This window comes from Peribacillus sp. B2I2, assembly GCF_041261685.1.
GTDB lineage: Bacteria > Bacillota > Bacilli > Bacillales > DSM-1321 > Peribacillus.
This window is the reverse complement of record NZ_JBGCCB010000001.1, coordinates 2,926,541-2,945,932: the sequence shown is the minus strand read 5'-3', so window position 1 is coordinate 2,945,932 and position 19,392 is coordinate 2,926,541. Positions and strand designations below refer to the sequence as shown.

The window sequence follows — 19,392 nt, the reverse complement described above, 5'->3', positions numbered from 1 at the left end:
CAAGGTTTTTATTTTTGATTTCTTAAAGATTAATCAACATTTTGTTACCCTTAAAGTCAGATTTATAAGAGTAACTCAAAAACATTAATATTTTTACATAAGTATATGTTTTTTTGAGTAAGGGAAGGCGACATTAATAATTGTATTAATGCCAGAATACCCCGTCATATCATTTTTTTAACAAAAGCCATCATTGCCTGGAAAAGGAATGATGGCTTTTGTTTTGCTTAAATGTATGGGACCGAGACTTTGTCCTTAAATTTTTATTTATTTTTGGAAAAGGATATTGCGTTCTTTATAACGAATATGTATAGTATAGGTAACGTAGGTAAAAAGTATCAATAGTTATATATTTTGGAGGTGGATGTGTGAAATATTATATAGCATCAGATGAAAAAAATTTGAAGCAAGTAAGGTCATTGATAAAGAAATTAACTTCAAAAGGATTTACATGTGTGAATGGCGGGAATTTAATTGCGGATGATGAGACTAACCAAATTACGGACGGTATTGGAGAATATGAAAAAAAGGGGATTGAGGAAGCTGATTTTATGCTGATCTTCCTAACTGCAGGTAAAGGTAATCTCTATGAACTTGGATATGCTTTATCGTTAAATAAGAAAATTATTGTGTATTCACCTGAGAAAGACAATTATCATATTAATAAAAAATCAATTTTTCATAATCTGCCTGAGGTAACCATCTGTAGCGGGACATTTTATAAGCTGGTTAAATTGATACATACACTTTCACCTGAAGGATCGGAAAAAAATGATTCACTTCCCCTTAAATAAATGTCAAATGTAAATTAAAAGGTACCCTCTAATAAAATATCTTTTGAACGAATTGTTTGATGTATTAAAAGTGAGGGGAAAACCATTAAAAAAGGGAGAGGACTGTTTTGGCCATTATTGATATCGACCAATTATTGTTAGCCACTGAAGCGATTGCAGAAGAATCAGTTCCATTCCATCTTGATACATTTGACATTGACCAACTTTTAGATAAAACGGATTTCTGGAATGGTAAGTAAGCATGCCCTTTGAGGATATGCTTTTTTTCTGAGTGAAATTAACCTGATTACCGGTATGAACATCATACGAGTAATCAGGCAATGAGGATATGTTAAGGAATTGGAAAAAATTAAAACTTGCGCCCTTTTACGAATCCTAAAATCACAAACATTGCGATTGTGCCGATAACAAAAATTGATTTAATAGTCATTATGAGAAGTTCATCGTACATTTTTATATACCTCCTTATATGTAGTGACAGTGCGATTATGATTAGCTGTTTATATATAAATTATAACATAAAGGCAAAAGTGATGGTGGAAAATTACAGCCGGTATGGGTATTAATGTATGGAGTGTTACAGCTTAAACATAAAAAAAGATATCCACTAATCAGTGGATATCAGTAATGATGATTATTTAAGTCCCAGCGCTTTTTTCGTTTTTGGTCCTACGATCCCATCAGAAGTAAGTTTTTTAGACTTTTGAAATTTCTTTACGGCCATTTCAGTATTTTTTCCAAATGCACCATCTATTCCTTTAGTGCTGTATCCAAGTTTAGTTAATCTTTTTTGTAGTTCAATTACTTGGGGCCCCTTACTTCCATTCTTCAGGATAGAGTTGGTAGTATTTACAGGTAAGCTCTCAGATCCGATCACCTTATATCCATTCTTAGCTGCTATGGAAGCAAAAGATTTATTCGAACTGGCAATTAAGACTACAGTGTTCATCCTCACCTTATCGTACAGCCATTGTACATCATCGTTATACATGCGAATACAACCGGCACTTATATATTTCCCAATGGTTTTAGAATCATTATTGCCGTGTATTGCGTACGTATTTCCTGGTGTATTCCGTGCATTTATCCCCATCCATCGTTTACCTAGAGGATTCCTGGGATCTCCGCCTCTAATGTTGCCTTTATAATAGGGACGATTCACTATCTTTGTCACTACCTTGAACTTTCCTTCAGGAGTATAGGCGGGTTTCTTTCCTGTCGCTACGATGAACACCTTCACCAATTTATCATTTTCATAGTAGGCCAGTTGATTATTGGCTTTATTGATGATAATCAGTTGTCTCCCTGCTGCACCCGAAGTATTACTGAACCCAACAAAACAAAAGGCGAATATCAATACAAATATAATTAATTTTTTCATTTTCTTCCCCGTCCCTCATTTAAACAACCTAAATTCACGCATATACTATCCTATGCAAGAAGCGAATCTAGAGTGACAATTTTTTAACCGAAGCGTAAACTAAAAAAGGGAAAGTTAACCCAAATCACTTTTTACTTTTATGCATTCGAAAGAATGATGGGCACTATTTATGGCCATATTACATACAATTATTGAAGTGAAAGCGGAGGTGGGAAAGAATTGTCACGCCTAAAAGTGGAGGACTATCTAGAACAAGGAATCTATGGTCCAAAAGAAATCAAGCCTGGTGAACGAAAGGAGTTTCTGGGCACATTAAGGGAGCGCGTCGTCATCGTCTTAAAAAAAAGCCAAGTCTTTGAACTGAATGTATATCCGGAGATTGAGCAAAAGATGAAGCGGCATCCCCATTCAAATTTGTTTTTAAATGGTCAGATGGACTATCAATATCTAGGGAAATATATTAAATTGGCAATGAGTCATAATATTCCTTACAAAATTGTCCTAAACAAAGATCATGACTCCGATTTGGGTCTAGTACTAGCAGAAAAAAATGCAATAAACAAAGAAGAGATTTATATTGAGAAGCAAAATCATGCCATTCAAGTTATAAAAAAGAAAAGTGTCAAAGCGTTTTTCAAACGGTGGGTTAAAAAAGTACTAAACAAACGTTGATAGAACTATAAACGTTCAGTTTGTCGACAAAACGGGGTTCGGAATGGTCTCAATCCCATTCACGATTTTACCTATTGTTTTATATGGGATGAAACCCTCAGGGGCTAGATTGAAGAAATTTGCGACACTCCAGCCGAATAACTGGCTATCGAGATACCAAAGAAGCTTGCGGCGAGGAGGCTTGGCAGACAGTCGGCGGAAAGGGAGCGGATTTCTAAAAACAACTGGAACGCACATTAAATAAAAAAACTGCAGGCAAACTCGCTTTTCTTCGAGTTTGTCTACAGTCTGAAACTTGATAGAATTATCTTTATTTTTTTAAAAAAAAGACCCCATAAGTCAACCATTCCTAGTTATGTAATCCTATTCCGTAATTTATAAAACTTTCTAAAGTTTCCTATAATCGTTTTTACTACGGAATAAGTAGGAATAGCTATTAATATGCCAATGAAACCGTATATTGAGCCTGCAGCTAGCAGCAATAAGATAATGGTCAATGGGTGAATGTTAAGCCGTTTTCCCATAATATTCGGTGTAACCAAGTGCCCCTCGACTTGTTGAACGACGGTAAGGACAATGAGTACTTTCACTGCCAACCCAATGTCTTGCTGTAAGGCAATGAAGAGTGCAGGAATGATGCTTATTAATGGACCAAGAAATGGTACAACTGTAAAAATCATGGCGAGTAAGGCTAATACGAGTGCATAATCGAGACCGATAATCAGGTAGCCAATATACATCAAAGTCCCGATGACGATTGATACGATGAATTGACCGATAATATAAGTTGAAAGGGCTTTATCGACGCCTTTTAAAATCGTGTTCCCCTCTGATTCAACGTCGTTCGGAATATATTTTAAAAGAAAAGGCCTTAGTTTATCTCCATCCTTCAAGAAATAAAATAAAATGAATGGTGTAATGACCAACACTGTTAATACACTAGTGATCGTGGAGAAAATAGAATTGACATTCACCAAGAGTTTCTCTGAGTAATCTTTCAAATGTGTTACCGTTTTTTCTTTCAGGTCTTCCATATTAACCATGCCAAAATCATTTTTTTCAATCATGTATTCAGATTCCTTAGAGAATTCCTTGACTTTGCCGGGGAGGTTTTCTGATAATTTTTGAAATTGGTCCACGATTACAGGACTTCCAAAGTAACTTCCCATCCCGATTGTACAAAAAATAATCAAAAAGACGATGAAAATGCTAACTGTCCTAGGGATAAATTCAGTTAAAAAGTTAACGACGGGCCGTAATAAATAGTATAAAAGCCCAGCCACTATAATAGGGAAAAACATAGCTGCAATGATTTTTTGCAGCGTGAGCAGAACATAATCAATCTTACCTAGTAAAAATATAATTAAAATGATCAAAATTATCGCACATGCATATTTGAAAAACGGTTTATTGATCCACAAGACAATCCCCCCTAAATCCATCTCTTTCTTAATTCCCTTGTTTGGCTGAATGTTAAACAATATAACTTGTTCAGTAAGCTGGTAATCGAATTTCTTTTGCTGTTGAAATTCCCATAGCTAAATAGCAGCAATCAAACGAAGTTGTTATCCATTAAAAAACGTTCCCGTTATTTTCAGAAATCCGCTCCTTTTCCGCCGACTGTCTGCCAATCCTCCTCGCCGCAAGCGTCTTTGGTGTCTCGGCTAGCCAGTTATTCGGCTGGAGTGTCGCAAATTTCTTCAATCTAGCCCCTGAGAGTTTCATCTTATATAAAACAATAAAAAATCATGGAGCAAAACCAAGTCTGGTTTTAAAATTCGGGTAATAATCCCCTAGATAAAATCGTAAACGGGATTCGGGATGAGACCATTCAGACCCCATATAGGCGACAGAATGAGACCTTCATTCGATAATGAAGGACTTGTAAAAAAATGATGTATGGATCAATCTGCCGTTTTCCTGTCCTTTCGTGCATAATCCCCATAATAAAGCCCGACTACAAGGGTTACACCGCCAACTGCATAATCACAGTTGATGAAATATCACTTCAATTAACTTAACCAGCAAAGATAGTGCAACCACTTTCAAATAGGCTATCAATAAGATATCAGATTCAGTCAATCCCAGTAGATGTCCGAATATATAAACTTCAAAAATAGATCTAACCTTAGTGATCGCAAACATGATCCTTGATTGATATTGTTCAATGGAAATTACCCATGTTTTTGTTGGGCACTTCGAGGTTAAAGGGATGATAGTGGAGGGAGCCCAGTAATGAATGGCGGGGTTCTTATCCAGAAGGCTTATGGGGGCTTGGGAGCATGTTCAAATAAAAAGGAAAAAGGCATCATCAAAGTATACTCCGGTAATGGAGGTTTACTTGATGATGCCTTTTTGCAGGTGTTTAAGAACAAAGCTATTTTAATATCAGGATATTTTACTTAAAGTATTCGTTAATCCTTGTTTCTGTTCTTTTTGCATTTTTTTAATATCCAAACGCAACCAGATGGAGATGACGAATGCTATCGCAATTAATACAGCAAAAACGTAGAACACCGGGATGTAACTGTTCGTACTTTCCCTTATTGCAGTAACCAGCATTGGCCCGCAAACTCCTCCTAGTGACCATGTAGTTAAAAGATAACCATGGATGGCCCCAATTTCCTTAGTTCCAAATAAATCCCCGGCAAATGCAGGGAGGTTTGAAAATCCGCCTCCATAACAACTAACGACCAGCAAGATGAGTCCTTGGAACAATAGAGTATTTGTAGTCGTTGGAAGTAAAAGGAACGCTCCGATTTGAATGATGAAGAAAATGACGAAAACATTTGGACGTCCAATATAATCTGATGCTGCTGCCCAGCCCAGTCTTCCTCCGCCATTAAAGATTCCCATAATGCCGACTAATGTTGCTGCACCGGCTACAGACAGCCCAACAACGTCTTGAGCCATGGGTGAAGCTACCGAAATCATCATGATTCCTGCACTTGTATTTATCAATTTCATGGACCATAACATCCAGAAGTGTTTAGTTTTAACCGCTTCTTTTGCCGTTAACTGCCTTAGGTCTTTCTTCAGTTCTTTCTTACCGGACTCAATATCTTTCTTCATTCCTTCAGGTAGCCAGTTGGCCTTTGGAGGTGCAATATAGGATGCCCCCAAGAACATCAGTATGAAATAGCCTGCGCCTAAAAGATAATATGTAGTATAAATGCCAACGGATTCCATAAGGCTTGCAGCTACTGGGGCTGTAATGAGGGCTCCGGCACCGAAACCTAATACTGCCATTCCTGTTGCCAATCCCCTGCGATCAGGGAACCATTTGACTAAAGTGGATACTGGTGAAATGTACCCGATCCCCATACCAAGTCCACTTAAAACCCCATATGTCAATAGGTAAAGCGGAAGTGAATCGACCATTACTGCCAAACCGGAACCAGCTTGTCCTAATCCGAATAATACAGCAGCGACCATAGCTGACTTCCTTGGACCATTTTTTTCTACGAATTTACCAAAGAAAGCAGCAGAAGTTCCTGCAAGCGCCATCATTATTGTGAATGCTAACGTTACTTCGGTTTCTGACCACCCCATAGTCTCAACTAATGGTTTTTTGTACACGCTATATGCGTATGCACCACCAATGGAGAGGTGAATGGCGATAGCGGATAAAGCGATTAACCACCTGTTTTTTGTCATGTTGTTACCCCTTTTCATCTAAAATAAGAAAGTTACATGCGTTTTATCTATAATATTTTAATTTGCATGCATTTTATCTATCTTGTGGGATAAGTATATAAGAATATTAATTTGTCGTAAACTGCTAAATTGAATTTTATGAAAATTTCACCTTTTATAAACTGTATTATATTAAATTTGGGAATAACGCTAAATTTTATGTAATAGTATAAAAGTGTTTCATTTCTTTAGTTGAGCTTTGTTAAAATACATATATTGCGTCCAGGCGGCTGCGATTAGTAATCGGCTGCACATTTAGCCATCTTCTTGGTTAAAGAAGTGGAAATAATTCATTTGATTTGCTTGCATTTGGTTCCATGATGGAAAATCTTCAATAATTCTCATTGGCACTATTGTAGATAATTTGTTAAAATAACCTAATATTAAGGATATCAAGAAACCTTACAGAAAAATTCGGAATTGATATTTTTGAGAAATTTGACTAATAATAGGTTCTTTTTTCAGGAATAATAGTATGGAAATAAAAAAAAGTCATTTATTTTAAAAAAATTCCGAAAATTTCGTCTTAAAGGGTTGAACTATGATTCCTGATAGGAGTAAACTAATTAAAGATAGATTTTATGGAAGTGAAATCTTGTAAATTTATTCAACAAGGGGTTTTGGTAATGAAGGAACATGACATGCAAATCACGCTTAGTACAACAAAGAAAGAAAAACCACAAGCGGACCAGCTTGAGTTCGGTAAGCAGTTTACCGATCATATGTTTATAATGGATTACACACAAGGGCAAGGGTGGCATGATCCAAGAATTGTTCCTTATCAACCGCTCGCATTAGAGCCGTCAGCTATGATTTTTCACTATGGTCAATCTGTATTTGAGGGATTAAAAGCATATGCAACACCAGAAGATGAAATTATACTATTCCGTCCGGAAAAGAACTTTCAACGCTTGAATAGTTCAAATAGCCGATTGTGCATACCGGATGTCGACGTTGATTTTGCGTTGAAGGCCTTAAAAACTTTAATTAGCGTTGATAAGGATTGGGTTCCTCAGGCAGAAGGGACCTCCTTATATATCAGGCCATTCATTATAGCTACTGAGCCTTATCTTGGAGTTTCTCCATCAGAGAAATATCAGTTCATCATCATCATGTCACCTGTAGGTTCGTATTATAAAGAAGGCATTCATCCGGTTAAAATAGCAGTGGAGTCAGCTTTCACACGTGCAGTCAATGGTGGTACTGGAGAAGCTAAAACGGGCGGTAATTATGCATCGAGCCTAAAAGCACAAGAAGTATCAGAAAAGCTGGGTTATGCCCAAGTCCTTTGGTTGGACGGAGTAGAGAAAAAGTATATTGAAGAAGTTGGAAGCATGAATGTTTTCTTCAAAATTAATGGTGAAATTATCACACCTGCCTTAAATGGAAGTATCCTTCCGGGTATTACTCGTGATTCCATTATAGAATTGCTGAAACATTGGAATCTTCCCGTTTCGGAAAGACGCATTTCCATGGAGGAAGTCCATGAAGCATATAAATCAGGTCACTTGGAAGAGGCCTTTGGAACGGGTACAGCAGCGGTGATCTCACCAATTGGTGAATTTTTGTGGAATGGTGAAGAAATGATCGTTCAAACCGGGGAAACTGGCGAACTATCTAGAAAGCTTTATGATACACTGACGGGTGTCCAAACAGGTAAAGTTGCAGACGAGTTAAACTGGACCACTAAAGTTGAAGAAAAAGTGACTCAGATATAAAAACAAAAAAACCTTCTATGAAGGTTTTTTTGTTTTTATATAATCATTTTGTTTCTTATGGCAACCGCGACGGCCTCAGTCCGGTGACTCACTCCTAATTTCCTGATTGCAGAAGAAATATGATCTCTGACGGTAAATTCACTAACGTTCATTTTTGGTGCCATTTGCTTTAGTCCTAAGCCATTGGCTAAATGTTGAAGGACCTCCACTTCACGTTTACTTAGCAGGTAAGTGGAAGGAGCGGATTCCAATGGTGAACTGACAGCCAGTTTCAAATAATGGGAAAGCTTCATTAAATCATTCTTGGTAACAGGCTTGTTGGCATGAATGGGGTCAACCAAAACGAAACCGATAACCATGTCATTCAAGATTATCGGAATGATTGCCAATGAAGAGATGGAAAATCTTTTAACGTATTTTGCAGGGATGGAAGATTTCGCATGTTGGATGGTTAAGTATATGGGTTTGTTATGTATGACCGCTTGGTGGATAGGGTATATATCATGAATATTTTCTTTAACATTATGTAATGAAAAAATATCTTCTCTTGTACATGCGCATATTCCTTCACCCATTCCTGTTAAACATGAGTAACTGAATAAAGATGCCCGTTGAAATGAAAAAAAATCCACACAGCCCTTTACGATCATTTGTGATTTATTTTCCATATCTTTTTGATTGGAAATCTTTTTTACATGATTCATCAGGGTTTCCTCAAGCATTCGACTTTTTTCCTCCCTACATTTTCAGTGCTAGGATACATACTACTAATATCTTACAATATAATGAAAATCCTTACAAATTAAAACATTCTATAGGAATTCAAAAGTTTACAGTTCATAAAATCAAGGAGGCATTAACATGAAAAGAAAGAATTTAACGACCACCAGCCGGAGTTTTAGAGAAGATACCCTACCATTTAAACTTTATCAAAAGGCAAAGAAATTTGGTATATGGAATCCACGTGACATTGATTTCAGCCAGGATAAAGAAGATTGGAAGTCATTTAATGATATAGAAAGGGAAGTGTTATTACGGATTATTTCCCTTTTTCAGGGCGGAGAAGAAGCCGTGACTTTGGATTTGCTTCCGCTCATCATGACGATAGCAAAAGAGGGTAGGATCGAAGAAGAAATGTACTTAACGACATTCTTATTCGAGGAAGCGAAGCATATGGAGTTTTTCCGTTATACATTAGATCAAATTGGTGAAACGGGTGATTTGACGGTATATCACTCAGACACTTATAAATCCATTTTTTATGAGATATTGCCTGAAGCGATGGGGAAACTTTTATCCGATCAATCCCCTGAAGCATTGGCGGAAGCAGCCACTGTATATAACATGTTTACCGAGGGAGTTCTTGCAGAAACTGGATATTTCGGGTTTTATGAGACTCTCGAAGCTAGTAAAATGATGCCTGGTTTATTAAAAGGAGTTGGTCTATTGAAGAAAGATGAATCACGCCATATTGCTTATGGAACTTTCCTTCTGCAGAGAATCATCAGTGAACATCCACATATCTATAACCAAGTTGAAAAGAGGATGGAGGAACTTTCACCACTGGCCTTCAAGTTAAATACGGAGGGTTATGATCTGTTAGGCAATCCATTTGGTAATGATAAACAAGCTGTTCTAGAATTTACCATGAAACAATTATCAGTGCGTATGGAGATTTTGGGAAGGGCAAAAGGAAAGGGAGTTGAAGAAATCTATCAAAGTAACGAAAAGGAATATGGGGTTTTGTGAATCGGATACAAGCTTACCACATTTCTGAATGTTGGATGTTGAAAAAGGATTTCACCTCATGGATGACATCAGGCACTTGAAAGCTGGAAATGAACAATCCTTAATCGTTAATATAGACTAATTTGACTGAGGTGAAACTTTATGAAGGTAAACACTCAATCCAATTTTTGGCTAAGGTCTTCGATTTATAGCGGCCCGAATGCTCGTTCAATCATTCCGGATCTATTCAATGGTCTTGGGGCCAAAAGGATTCTACTAGTGAGTGATGTGGGTTTGGAAAAGGCTGGTGTCGTTAAAAAAGTGGTCGAGAGTTTTGAGCTGCCGATATTAGGCACCAAAGCTGAAATAGTAGGGCAGTTTCTTGGTGTTACACAAGACGCAGCGAGTGAATGTGTAAACGAAGCATTGAAATATGCACGCAAAGTGAATGCCGATGCCATACTAGCCATTGGTGGTGGAAGTGTCATTGATACCGCTAAAGCATTGAAATATGGATTATTTCAAGGAATTACGGATATAAATGATGCGATTCCAAGTGGTTATCTATATGAGGGGTTTCCAAAAGCCCAACCTATTAATATTCCACATATTTCAGTAGCCACAACAGCAGGAACCGGTTCTGAAGTATCCCCGATCGCAGTCATTTATAATGAACATATAAAAGTCAAAATGAATATATACAATGTTTTCTTAAGTTCGGATGTAGCCATTTTAGATCCCGAGTTAACTATCGGACTGCCTCCTGAAATAACGGCGTTTACTGGGGCCGATGCATTGACACATGCAATTGAAGCGATCGTCTCACCTGCAGCGACATCAATAACTGATGCTTATGCATTTCAGGCCATACGAGTTATTGAAAAAAATTTACCGAGGGCTGTAAAGGACGGAGCCAATATTGAGGCCAGAATGGAAATGTTGCATGGAAGCATGATGGGAATCACTGCATTTTGTAGTGCACTGAATGCGATTCCTGTTCATAACTTTGCGCACGCATTTGGAGCGGTATTCCGCATTCCGCATGGATTGGCCAATGCCGTGTTATTACCGGTTGTCATGGAGTCTATTCCGGAGTTATATCTTCCAAAGGCCCATTTGATAGCCGAAGCCTTTAAAGTCAAAATACACGATGAAGATCCAAAAGGAATCTTAGCGAAAGTGGTAGAGAAGATCCGCGTTTTCCTATCTGATCTTGGTTTGCCTCTTGACTTCAGTGACTATGGAATTAGCGATTCAGACATGGAGGGAATACTTACTGCAGTAATGAAGGATCCAGCTGCCACTAATTATCCGATATCGTCGGAATTAATCATGTCAGTGGTTTCAAGAGTTTCAACCGTGAGCATTTATTAATTTCAAAAAAAGCCAGCCAAAAGGTTGGCTTTTTTGTTAAGTCCCAAAATGTATGTTCTTTAGCAGTAGGTAATGATCGCTTCAATGATGTGGGTCTTAATGAAAAAAACGATAACAACTTGGATCGGAGAGGCACCTACTTAATGCCTTTTTCCTAAGTTTTCCTGGGCCATCTTTATAAGTTCCTTGACCATGCCTCCTCCTAACTTTCCCCCAATTTTCCCATTCTGCTTGGAAGTGAGCTCACCGTTATAGACTTTTTTCAGCGGTACGCCAATTTCTTTTGCTACTTCAAACTTTGCCTCTTCAGGATTCTTTGTACCAGCAACTTTGGCTTTTAAATCATCGAGTCCTTTTCGCGCTTCGGGTACGAGAACTTTTCTTCTTCTTGCCATTTTAGCATCACTCCTATTTTTTCTTAGGTTATCCTAATGGAAAGAAAATGATTATCATGCTGAACGATTGTTTTTGGCTGAATACCATAATGACGTTTTTATTAAAGGAAATTGGAATCACCCTGGAACGGGGAACTTATAAAATCTTAAATGAAGAATTATTTAGATATGATGTACCTGATTACGGTGATTTGCCAGTTCGAAGAAGTTTTAGTTTATATAAATTCGGGTATTATATATTATCACGATTTAAGGAGAACAATGATGCTGACTGCTAATTCAAGTTTATTAACGAAAGAAGATATGACAAATCCCGATCGAGTGCCGAAATGGCTAATTAAAGAATATCAAACATTCCAAAATACAGTGACGGACAAAACATTTCCTTGTTATTTCGGGATGAAAGCTGAAAATAAAGGGGAACTTCGTTATGCTTATATCACACAGGAAGATTGGTCCAATCTCCCTAAAGCAGTGGAAAGTTTTCTTGATTTATTTCAGGAACCACCATATACCAGGCATGGCCTGTTTGTCTTTATGGAGCCTGAATCGATAGAAGGAGATATTGAAATGTACCGTAAAAGGTTTTGGGATATCTTGCAATACCTCCATAAAGCGGATAAAAAACCTTGGCCAATTGAAAAGCCGAAAGATCCTGAGCATTATTTATGGGACTATCATTTTGCAGGGGAACCAATCTTTGTCTTTGGTAATGCTCCTGCTTATAAACAGCGTAAAACCCGCGATTTAGGAAATAGCCTTGTTCTCGGATTCCAACCCCGGATGATCTTTGAAGGGTTGGAAGGAACGGAAAAAGGCGGGATCATGTCACGTGAAAAGGTTCGTGAACGAGTGGAGAAGTGGGATAACCTTCCTACACATCCTGATATCAGTCACTTTGGTGATGTAAATCATAATGAATGGAAACAATTTTTCATCGGCGATGATATAGAACCGATAAAGGGTAAGTGTCCATTCCATCACAAAGAGTTAACTTAACCGAGGGCAAATTGCTCTCGGTTTTTTTCTTCGCGGCATAATGGAATGCTGGTGGTTATAAAAAATCCAGGAGCAAATTCCTGAAATGTACATTTGAAAATAAAAAACATATTTCTTGCCTTATTGGATGTTCAGTCATATAATGTGAAAGTAGTAATTGCAGTTAATTCGAGATATATGGATTAAACATTTATTTTGAAACTGTACTTTTTTCTTACACATACAAAAATTAAATTCTTGGGGGAATTGAAATGTCTAAAGTATTATTTGTTAAATCAAATGACCGTCCAGCGGATCAAGCTATTAGCGTGAAAATGTATGAAACGTTTTTGAACACATACAAGGAAGCAAATAGTAACGATGAAATAACTGAATTGGATTTATTTAAACTGAACTTACCTTACTATGGAAATACAGCAATTACTGCACTATATAAACGCAGCCAAGGAATGGAATTGACTGAAGAAGAAGTTGAGATTGCTGAAATCGTGCAACAATACTTGAATCAATTCCTTGCTGCCGACAAAGTGGTATTTGCCTTCCCGCTATGGAACTCAACGGTTCCTGCGCCATTGGTAACTTATATTTCTTATCTTGCTCAAGCTGGTACAACTTTCAAATATACAGCTGAAGGCCCTGTAGGCTTGGCTGGAGGTAAGAAAGTGGCTTTGCTTAATGCTCGCGGATCGGATTATGCATTGCCTGGAATGGATGCTGGCGAAATGGCAGAGAGATACGTAACGATGAATTTAAACTTATGGGGCATAACAAACCCAGAAACGGTTGTTATCGAGGGACATAATCAATATCCAGATCGTACACAGGATATCGTTGCAGAAGGATTGGCGAAAGTTGCTGAAACTGCGGCAAAATTCTAATTGATAAAAGAAAAACCAGTATGTATTTTTAACATACTGGTTTTTCTATGCAGATTTTTCTGAAAGTCGATTATAATAAAGGGTAAGCCTATAAGCATGAAAGGAAGTGCCGATAATATGCAAACGTTTAAATCACGTGACGAAATCAAAGAGGAAGAAACATGGAACTTAAAGGATATTTACGATGATCAGGCTAAATGGGAAAAAGATTATCAAGAAGTACTTAAGATGACAGATAAATTAAAGTCATATGATGGGCATATTCAATCTTCTCAAGATTTGTTCGAGTATTTACGATTAAGTGAGGAACTTGGGTACATTTATAACAAGCTGTATGTATATGCCATGCTGCAAGCCGATTTGGATACAAGGGTTACCTCATCCCAAGCATTACTGGATCGAGCAGCTCGGTTAGGGCAGAAAATGAGTAATGCAACTGCATTTTTCATGCCGTTCCTTTTGAGCCTGGAAGAACAAACATTAAAAGGGTACATAAAAGAGATAGAGGGTTTAAAATATTTTGAAGAAGATCTCCTGGATTCCTATCGCTATAAAGCCCATGTGTTAGCGAAGGAACAAGAAGAGGTCCTTTCTCAAGTAGGCGAAGCCTTTTCAGCACCTCAAAAGACGTTCGGGATGATCAACAATGCTGATATTAAATTTGGGGAAGTTACGAATGAAGACGGCGAGAGGGTAGAGCTAACGCGAGGAATGTATTCCAAATTGATTGAAGACGATGATCGCGATAAAAGAAAAGAGGCCTATTTCGCCTATTATCAGCCATATGTTCAATTGAAGAATACAATCGCATCCACACTTTCCACAGCAATCAAGAATAATGTGAATCTTTCAAAACTAAGAAATTATCCATCTGCCTTGGAAAAATCCTTATTTGGAGATCAAGTTCCAAAAGAGGTATATGATAATTTGATTATGTCAACTAAGCAAAATATCGGCCCCATGCATAAATACATTCATCTAAGAAAAAAATTGCTGGGGGTAGAAGAATTACGTGCTTATGATTTAAGTGTACCATTGGTGGAAGGTGCTAAAGAGGAAATTTCTTATGATGATGGTTTTGCTTTGATGGTGGAAGCACTGAAACCTCTTGGCGAAGAATATATCACAACACTGAAAACCTTTAAGGAAAAAAGATATATCGATGTCAGGGAAACACCTGGAAAACGTTCAGGCGCTTATAATTTAGGACTTTATGGTGTTCATCCGTTCATCTTATTAAATCACCGTGATGATTTAGACAGTGTATTTACACTTGCCCATGAATCTGGACATGGCATGCATTCTTACTATAGCTCAAAATATCAACCGCAAATAAGTGCAGGATATTCTATTTTTGTTGCTGAGGTTGCATCCACTGTGACTGAAATCCTGCTGATCCGCCATTTGATTAAGACAACAAAAGACGTGCAAAAGAAAAAACACTTACTTAACCATTTCATAGATAGTTTTAAAGGAACGTTCTTCACACAGGTGATGTTTGCGGAATTTGAAAAGATTGTACATGAAAAAGCTGAAAATGATGAACCGCTAAATGCCGAGGTTTTTAATACAGCTTATGAATCGATATTCCGAGCTTATAATGGAGATGAAATAATTTTCGATGAAGAAGTGAAGTATGGGTGGTCACGCATCCCACACTTCTATCGTCCGTTTTACGTCTACAAATATGCAACTGGTTACGTTTCAGCTATTACGATCGCAGATAAGATCATTTCCGGGGACCAAAAAACACTTGAAAGTTATTTGACGTTCTTGAAAAGCGGGAGTTCCGATTTCCCATTGGAGTTGCTTAAGAAAACAGGCGTAGATTTAACTAAACCTGATCCAATCGAAAATGCAATGAGGATTTTCAGTGATCTGGTTGACGAATTCACGGAGTTATCAGAGGGCTAATCTAAACCATTTCTTCCAAAAGAGCCCATGGTATGATGTTATAAAAAATGCTATAGTTAAAATATTGGCGTAGGAAAGGCCCAATCTTATGATTGGGCCTTATTTTATATGTTAAAGAAACGAATAATGCGCGAAAAAGGTCATAGGGACAGATATTTTCTACATCGGAGCTTTAGGCCAGTTTCTTTAAACTTCAATGGCATATTTTGTGAGGAAAGTGAAAAATGAATTCAACAGTTAATTATATAAAAGAATGGCAGCAGGCCCTACAACTTGAAATCCTGCATTTAAAAAAATACGGCAGCACAAAATACCTGGTTTCGAACGGCCATCTGCTTACAAGTGATGGTTCTTTCAGCTATTATTTTGAAACAGGTTCATCGATAAAAATTCCTGTCGGTTCCCTCGTTCGACTGGAATGGGGAGGAATTAAACAGGATGGAAGGATCCTCTCATCGGAAGGGAAAAGTATAATTATCGTATTTGACCGCTCGTTAGGCGATATGATCGGTGAAGCCTTTTTATTCCATGATCCATGGGAATTGCTAGAACAATTGATTATCCGCTTGGATGAAATCAAGAGAAGTAAAAAGAAAAGGCTTCGGATCAAGCGCCTGATGGACCCATCCATGCCCCAAAAACATCCTGTTAACGAAAAACTAAGCAGTGTGAAAGAGCTATATGCCCGTTCGAAGTTCAATCCTGTCACTTTTGTCTGGGGACCCCCTGGAACAGGAAAAACCTATACGCTTGCACGTACAGTAGCCAATCATTATTTACAAGATAAAAAAGTGTTGGTCTTGTCTCATAGCAACCAGGCTGTAGATGTTTTGATGGCTGAGATTTCTTCATTCATTAAAAAGAAAGATCGTTTCAAAGAAGGCGATGTGCTTCGCTATGGGTCTCAAATCGGTGAATCTCTAGCCATCCATGATGATATAGTTACGGGACAATTATTAGGTAAACATGAACCGACATTGGTTAAAGAAAAAGAACAGCTCGGAGAAGAGAAACGTTTATTAAAACATGACTTGGCTGGCTCCTTCAGTAAAAGGGATACGGATCAATTAATCGAGATAGAAAAAAAACTGGCCAAAGTTTTGGAGAAAATCCGCCAAAAAGAGGTTCAATTAGTAAAAGAGGCAAAAATCATCGGTACGACCTTGGCTAAAGCCGCAAATGACGAAACGATTTATCAAAAGGAATATGATCTGGTCATTTTGGACGAAGCGAGCATGGCTTACGTACCACAGGTGGCATTTGCTGCAGCGATATCCAAACATATTATCGTTTGTGGTGATTTCAAACAATTGCCGCCTATTGCTTCCGCTCGTGATTCACTCGTGAAACTTTGGCTGAAGGAAGACATCTTCCATCGGTCCGGTGTCGCTCAATCTGTGGAAGAAGGAGAACTTCATCCTCATTTATTCCTGTTAAAAGAACAGCGCCGCATGCATCCTGATATTTCTGCATTCACTAATCGTATCGTCTATAACAATTTTGTTGGGGATCATGAAAGTGTTGCGACTAGCAGGGAGAGCATAATGCTGGCGGAACCGTTTGCCAATAAGGCAGCCGCACTAGTCGATACTAGCTTATCAGGGGAATATTGCATAACTGAACGCACTTCCCACTCGAGAATGAATCTTTGGCAATTGCTTTTATCTTTTCAACTGATTCATGAAGCGTATATAGGCGGGACAAGGTCAATTGGTTATGTCGCCCCATATCGTGCTCAGGCAGACTTGATGGAAAAACTATTGGATGACTTATATGTCAAAGAACGGCAAACAGCTGATATCATCGCAGCAACTGTACACCGTTTTCAGGGAAGTGAACGTGAAATGATGATTTTTGACACAGTTGATAGTTATCCGCAAAACAGGGCTGGAATGTTATTGACAGGGAGAGAAAGTGAAAGGCTCATTAACGTGGCAATAACAAGGACGAAAGGGAAGTTTGTACATGTATGTGACACTTCATTTGTTAACAAACACGTTTATCGCAGCAAAACACTCCGTCAGCTTGTCGATCATCAAATTCAAAATGATCAGTTTGTGTCAAAGAAAGACATTGGAAAATGGGTTAAACACCAGCACCCAAAATTGCAATGGATGCATGCCCGTAAATTGGGTGATTTTCTGGAAGATATTGAGTCGGCAAAACAAGAGATGGTTATGGCAGTGCCGGATTTAAACAGTTTGTCAGAAGAATGGAAGCTATACTTAATGAAACGAAACCCAGCAGTGAAATTGACGATTATATCAGTAAAAAGAAACCCTGATATAAATTCTGATCATTTTATTTGTTCACCGGTTTCCTTTTCGTTTATCATCTTTGATAAACGAGTTACCTGGTTAGGTTTGCCCGTAGAGTCCAATAATCGGATACAGCCCCCATTTATAGCGGCTCGTTTGGATTCGCAAATAATGGCTGATGAATTACTATCTCAATTCAAAAAAAATGAATAGCTCCGGAAAAGGCCCTTTTATAGGGCTTTTTTATTTTATAAAATGTATATTCCTTAAAATACCTCGCTAGAATATATGTTATTCTCTTGAGTCATCTACTAAAATTAATATATTAAAACAAAGACCTCGTCAGAATATATAATTCATCCATAATCCCGAATCTGGATTCAACTCCTTATAATTTCCGCTAAAGGCTGCAAACTACAATAACATAGCAAGCTTTTCATGCGACTTTCTAATAGTTATGATTTACTATTAAGTTACGAAAGACAAGAAGGGAGGGATAAAATGAAACTGGGTATATTAGATCAATCCCCAATTGCATCCGGACAATCTGCACAAGAAGCATTACAGGCCTCACTGCAACTTGCTCAAGAAGGCGATAGGCTAGGTTATAGCAGAATCTGGTTTACTGAACATCATGATCTGCCGGGATTGGCCTGTTCCGTTCCAGAGGTGTTGATAAGCTATATTGCTGCGCAAACCAAAAATATCCGAATTGGATCTGGGGCAGTGCTGCTTCCGCATTATAAGCCATATCGGATAGCGGAGACTTATAATATGCTTGCGACCCTTTTTCCAGGCAGGATTGATATGGGACTGGGACGCGCTCCTGGTGGATCTGCGGAAGCTACGATGGCCTTATCCGATAATTTTCTTCAGAATGTTTACAAAATGCCTGAACTTGTTAAGGAACTGTTGAATTTTCTTAGAGATGAATTTCCGAAAGAACATCCCTATTCAAATGTTTCTGCTGCTCCTATCCCAAAGGTATCTCCTGAACCATGGATATTGGGAACAAGCGGGAAAAGCGCAAAACTTGCCGCTGAGAATGGTACTGCATACGCATTTGGTGAATTTATGAGTGAAAATGATGGAGTGCAGAGTTTTCAGCAATACCGTGATAACTTCCTATCGAAAGGGTTACTTAAAGCTCCTAAAACAATCGTTACGGTTGCTGCCATATGTGCGGAAACCGAGGACCTTGCAAAAGAAATCGCTCTTAGCAACACCCTATGGAAAATTCAAAGTGGACAAGGGGAAAGAAGGCAGGTTCCAAGCATAGAAGAGGTAAGGAATCATGTTTGGACTGAAAAAGAAAAAGCACTGATGGAAACCATGCATGAAAAACTGATTTTTGGTACACCTTCACAAGTGAAGTATCGTCTTTTGGAGATTCAAGAGAAATATCTAGCAGATGAAATCATGCTGATGACCATCACCCATAAGTTGGAGGATAGGCTTAATTCGTTTCGTTTGATTGCCAGGGAAATTCTTAACAGTTAAACCCTTCGAGCATTTTGTGTGCATTTTGTGTGCATTTTCTATATGATGGCTTTGCGTCCAATTTATCATAATTGAAAGAAAGAAG

General features: G+C 38.1%; 19 protein-coding genes. 13 read left to right on the top strand and 6 right to left on the bottom strand.

What is annotated here, in order from left to right; all coding sequences use genetic code 11:
• Positions 1 to 341: 341 nt before the first annotated feature.
• The gene (locus ABIE66_RS14535) at positions 342 to 794 is read left to right on the top strand and encodes a nucleoside 2-deoxyribosyltransferase (RefSeq protein ID WP_353957944.1); all 453 of its coding nucleotides are present in this window, start codon (positions 342 to 344) and stop codon (positions 792 to 794) included.
• Positions 795 to 901: 107 nt separating this feature from the next.
• Positions 902 to 1,033 (top strand): hypothetical protein, encoded by a 132-nt coding sequence (locus tag ABIE66_RS14530; RefSeq protein WP_289325228.1) that lies wholly within the window; start codon positions 902 to 904, stop codon positions 1,031 to 1,033.
• Between the two features lie 395 nt (positions 1,034 to 1,428).
• On the opposite strand, the gene ABIE66_RS14525 is transcribed toward ABIE66_RS14530, so the two are convergent.
• Entirely contained in the window at positions 1,429 to 2,175 is a 747-nt protein-coding gene (locus ABIE66_RS14525) for a L,D-transpeptidase family protein (protein WP_370015218.1), read from the bottom strand.
• Positions 2,176 to 2,394: 219 nt separating this feature from the next.
• On the opposite strand from ABIE66_RS14525, the gene ABIE66_RS14520 reads away from it, so the two are divergent.
• Positions 2,395 to 2,847 carry a YueI family protein gene (locus tag ABIE66_RS14520; RefSeq protein WP_289325226.1) on the top strand — a complete coding sequence of 151 codons (453 nt, stop codon included), beginning with the start codon at positions 2,395 to 2,397 and terminating at the stop codon, positions 2,845 to 2,847.
• A gap of 353 nt (positions 2,848 to 3,200) precedes the next feature.
• On the opposite strand, the gene ABIE66_RS14515 is transcribed toward ABIE66_RS14520, so the two are convergent.
• On the bottom strand, positions 3,201 to 4,268 hold the full coding sequence (locus tag ABIE66_RS14515; protein WP_370015217.1) for an AI-2E family transporter: 1,068 nt from the start codon (positions 4,266 to 4,268) through the stop codon (positions 3,201 to 3,203).
• Positions 4,269 to 4,833: 565 nt separating this feature from the next.
• A complete protein-coding gene (locus ABIE66_RS14510) occupies positions 4,834 to 4,992 on the bottom strand; it encodes a hypothetical protein (protein ID WP_370015216.1) in 159 nt (52 codons plus the stop codon).
• Between the two features lie 90 nt (positions 4,993 to 5,082).
• Here ABIE66_RS14510 and ABIE66_RS14505 point away from each other — a divergent pair, with 90 nt between their 5' ends.
• Positions 5,083 to 5,253 carry a hypothetical protein gene (locus ABIE66_RS14505; protein ID WP_370015214.1) on the top strand — a complete coding sequence of 57 codons (171 nt, stop codon included), beginning with the start codon at positions 5,083 to 5,085 and terminating at the stop codon, positions 5,251 to 5,253.
• On the opposite strand, the gene ABIE66_RS14500 is transcribed toward ABIE66_RS14505, so the two are convergent.
• Positions 5,236 to 6,504, bottom strand: a complete 1,269-nt coding sequence (locus tag ABIE66_RS14500; RefSeq protein ID WP_289325222.1) for an L-lactate MFS transporter — start codon at positions 6,502 to 6,504, stop codon at positions 5,236 to 5,238. The two genes, ABIE66_RS14505 and ABIE66_RS14500, sit on opposite strands and share 18 nt — an antisense overlap.
• 665 nt (positions 6,505 to 7,169) lie before the next feature.
• On the opposite strand from ABIE66_RS14500, the gene ABIE66_RS14495 reads away from it, so the two are divergent.
• Entirely contained in the window at positions 7,170 to 8,261 is a 1,092-nt protein-coding gene (locus tag ABIE66_RS14495) for a branched-chain amino acid aminotransferase (RefSeq protein WP_289316259.1), read from the top strand.
• Between the two features lie 35 nt (positions 8,262 to 8,296).
• On the opposite strand, the gene ABIE66_RS14490 is transcribed toward ABIE66_RS14495, so the two are convergent.
• Positions 8,297 to 8,983 (bottom strand): helix-turn-helix transcriptional regulator, encoded by a 687-nt coding sequence (locus tag ABIE66_RS14490; RefSeq protein ID WP_370015213.1) that lies wholly within the window; start codon positions 8,981 to 8,983, stop codon positions 8,297 to 8,299.
• Between the two features lie 139 nt (positions 8,984 to 9,122).
• Between ABIE66_RS14490 and ABIE66_RS14485 the strand changes: the two genes are divergently transcribed.
• Positions 9,123 to 10,010, top strand: a complete 888-nt coding sequence (locus ABIE66_RS14485; RefSeq protein ID WP_370015212.1) for a R2-like ligand-binding oxidase — start codon at positions 9,123 to 9,125, stop codon at positions 10,008 to 10,010.
• A gap of 141 nt (positions 10,011 to 10,151) precedes the next feature.
• Positions 10,152 to 11,363 carry an iron-containing alcohol dehydrogenase gene (locus ABIE66_RS14480; protein WP_370015211.1) on the top strand — a complete coding sequence of 404 codons (1,212 nt, stop codon included), beginning with the start codon at positions 10,152 to 10,154 and terminating at the stop codon, positions 11,361 to 11,363.
• A 140-nt stretch (positions 11,364 to 11,503) separates the two neighbouring features.
• On the opposite strand, the gene ABIE66_RS14475 is transcribed toward ABIE66_RS14480, so the two are convergent.
• Complete coding sequence (locus ABIE66_RS14475; protein ID WP_370015210.1) at positions 11,504 to 11,758, bottom strand: alpha/beta-type small acid-soluble spore protein; 255 nt, start codon at positions 11,756 to 11,758, stop codon at positions 11,504 to 11,506.
• 56 nt (positions 11,759 to 11,814) lie between these two features.
• On the opposite strand from ABIE66_RS14475, the gene ABIE66_RS14470 reads away from it, so the two are divergent.
• The 6 genes from ABIE66_RS14470 (at position 11,815) to ABIE66_RS14445 (ending at position 19,307) form a co-directional block, all read left to right on the top strand.
• Positions 11,815 to 12,036: a hypothetical protein gene (locus ABIE66_RS14470; protein WP_370015209.1), complete on the top strand. Its 222-nt coding sequence runs from the start codon at positions 11,815 to 11,817 to the stop codon at positions 12,034 to 12,036.
• Complete coding sequence (locus tag ABIE66_RS14465; RefSeq protein ID WP_370015208.1) at positions 12,023 to 12,757, top strand: YqcI/YcgG family protein; 735 nt, start codon at positions 12,023 to 12,025, stop codon at positions 12,755 to 12,757. Before ABIE66_RS14470 ends, ABIE66_RS14465 begins: the two co-directional genes overlap by 14 nt.
• 251 nt (positions 12,758 to 13,008) lie before the next feature.
• On the top strand, positions 13,009 to 13,635 hold the full coding sequence (locus tag ABIE66_RS14460; RefSeq protein WP_289325215.1) for an FMN-dependent NADH-azoreductase: 627 nt from the start codon (positions 13,009 to 13,011) through the stop codon (positions 13,633 to 13,635).
• A 117-nt stretch (positions 13,636 to 13,752) separates the two neighbouring features.
• Positions 13,753 to 15,549, top strand: coding sequence for an oligoendopeptidase F (gene pepF / locus ABIE66_RS14455; protein WP_370015207.1), 1,797 nt, complete (start codon positions 13,753 to 13,755; stop codon positions 15,547 to 15,549).
• A 224-nt stretch (positions 15,550 to 15,773) separates the two neighbouring features.
• Positions 15,774 to 18,020: an AAA domain-containing protein gene (locus ABIE66_RS14450; RefSeq protein ID WP_370015206.1), complete on the top strand. Its 2,247-nt coding sequence runs from the start codon at positions 15,774 to 15,776 to the stop codon at positions 18,018 to 18,020.
• A 288-nt stretch (positions 18,021 to 18,308) separates the two neighbouring features.
• Positions 18,309 to 19,307 carry an LLM class flavin-dependent oxidoreductase gene (locus tag ABIE66_RS14445; RefSeq protein WP_370015205.1) on the top strand — a complete coding sequence of 333 codons (999 nt, stop codon included), beginning with the start codon at positions 18,309 to 18,311 and terminating at the stop codon, positions 19,305 to 19,307.
• Positions 19,308 to 19,392: the final 85 nt, after the last annotated feature.

What these genes read in the sequence shown, in the direction of transcription:
- ABIE66_RS14525 (WP_370015218.1), bottom strand. Translation starts at nt 2,175, where the DNA reads ATGAAAAAATTAATTATATTTGTATTGATATTCGCCTTTTGTTTTGTT.
- ABIE66_RS14510 (WP_370015216.1), bottom strand. Translation starts at nt 4,992, where the DNA reads ATGTTTGCGATCACTAAGGTTAGATCTATTTTTGAAGTTTATATATTC.
- ABIE66_RS14505 (WP_370015214.1), top strand. Translation starts at nt 5,083, where the DNA reads ATGAATGGCGGGGTTCTTATCCAGAAGGCTTATGGGGGCTTGGGAGCA.
- ABIE66_RS14500 (WP_289325222.1), bottom strand. Translation starts at nt 6,504, where the DNA reads ATGACAAAAAACAGGTGGTTAATCGCTTTATCCGCTATCGCCATTCAC.
- ABIE66_RS14495 (WP_289316259.1), top strand. Translation starts at nt 7,170, where the DNA reads ATGAAGGAACATGACATGCAAATCACGCTTAGTACAACAAAGAAAGAA.
- ABIE66_RS14490 (WP_370015213.1), bottom strand. Translation starts at nt 8,983, where the DNA reads ATGCTTGAGGAAACCCTGATGAATCATGTAAAAAAGATTTCCAATCAA.
- ABIE66_RS14485 (WP_370015212.1), top strand. Translation starts at nt 9,123, where the DNA reads ATGAAAAGAAAGAATTTAACGACCACCAGCCGGAGTTTTAGAGAAGAT.
- ABIE66_RS14480 (WP_370015211.1), top strand. Translation starts at nt 10,152, where the DNA reads ATGAAGGTAAACACTCAATCCAATTTTTGGCTAAGGTCTTCGATTTAT.
- ABIE66_RS14475 (WP_370015210.1), bottom strand. Translation starts at nt 11,758, where the DNA reads ATGGCAAGAAGAAGAAAAGTTCTCGTACCCGAAGCGCGAAAAGGACTC.
- ABIE66_RS14470 (WP_370015209.1), top strand. Translation starts at nt 11,815, where the DNA reads ATGCTGAACGATTGTTTTTGGCTGAATACCATAATGACGTTTTTATTA.
- ABIE66_RS14465 (WP_370015208.1), top strand. Translation starts at nt 12,023, where the DNA reads ATGCTGACTGCTAATTCAAGTTTATTAACGAAAGAAGATATGACAAAT.
- ABIE66_RS14460 (WP_289325215.1), top strand. Translation starts at nt 13,009, where the DNA reads ATGTCTAAAGTATTATTTGTTAAATCAAATGACCGTCCAGCGGATCAA.
- pepF (WP_370015207.1), top strand. Translation starts at nt 13,753, where the DNA reads ATGCAAACGTTTAAATCACGTGACGAAATCAAAGAGGAAGAAACATGG.
- ABIE66_RS14450 (WP_370015206.1), top strand. Translation starts at nt 15,774, where the DNA reads ATGAATTCAACAGTTAATTATATAAAAGAATGGCAGCAGGCCCTACAA.
- ABIE66_RS14445 (WP_370015205.1), top strand. Translation starts at nt 18,309, where the DNA reads ATGAAACTGGGTATATTAGATCAATCCCCAATTGCATCCGGACAATCT.